This is a genomic window from Vibrio sp. 1288 (assembly GCF_033344475.1).
This window is the reverse complement of the sequence record NZ_JAWPOX010000678.1, coordinates 1-634: the sequence shown is the minus strand read 5'-3', so window position 1 is coordinate 634 and position 634 is coordinate 1. Positions and strand designations below refer to the sequence as shown.

Genomic DNA, 634 nt, shown 5'->3' with positions numbered 1-634 from the left:
TAGAGACAGGACAAAGGTCGCCCCCGGTAAGGTTCGAATATCAGGGAACCAATACTCGCCAGGTCCCCACCCGGTGACATCACGCAGGAATATTTGAATTGGACCAGCAAAGTCGAACCAATCCGTAAATATGTAACCAATAATGTAACCCGGCATTGCCAATGGCAATACAAGCGCCCACTGTAACCACTTTTCCGTTGGCAACTTACACATTGCCATCAACCAAGCGCTTGGAATACCGAAAATAAGAGAGAGGCCCATAACCCCAATCGTTAAGACGACGGTGTTATAGATATAGATTGGCATCACCGTCGACATCAAATGTGTAAACAGGTTATCCGTTTCACCAATTGCGGTGTAGAAGATCGCTAAGATCGGCAAAACCAGTAACAGAGTTATCGCTCCACTACTGGTTTTCCATAGAGAATGTCTATCTTTCATTGCCTAATTACTGCAAGGCTTTATGAAATACAAATGCTGGTGCAAATACATCTCATATCCTTTAATCAAATGGGGGTATAGTTATACCCCCACAAGGAATTAAAGGTCAAATTTCACTTCATCTAGTAGCTTAATCGCTGCTTCATGGTGAGAAGCGATATCATCTAGAGAAAGCGTGTCTGCTTTAAAGTCG

General features: G+C 43.4%; 1 protein-coding gene. It reads right to left on the bottom strand.

What is annotated here, in order from left to right; translation table 11 throughout:
* On the bottom strand, window positions 1-441 hold a 441-nt coding region (locus tag R8O11_RS28735; RefSeq protein WP_412035089.1), incomplete at its 3' end, for an ABC transporter permease.
* Window positions 442-634 lie beyond the last annotated feature (193 nt).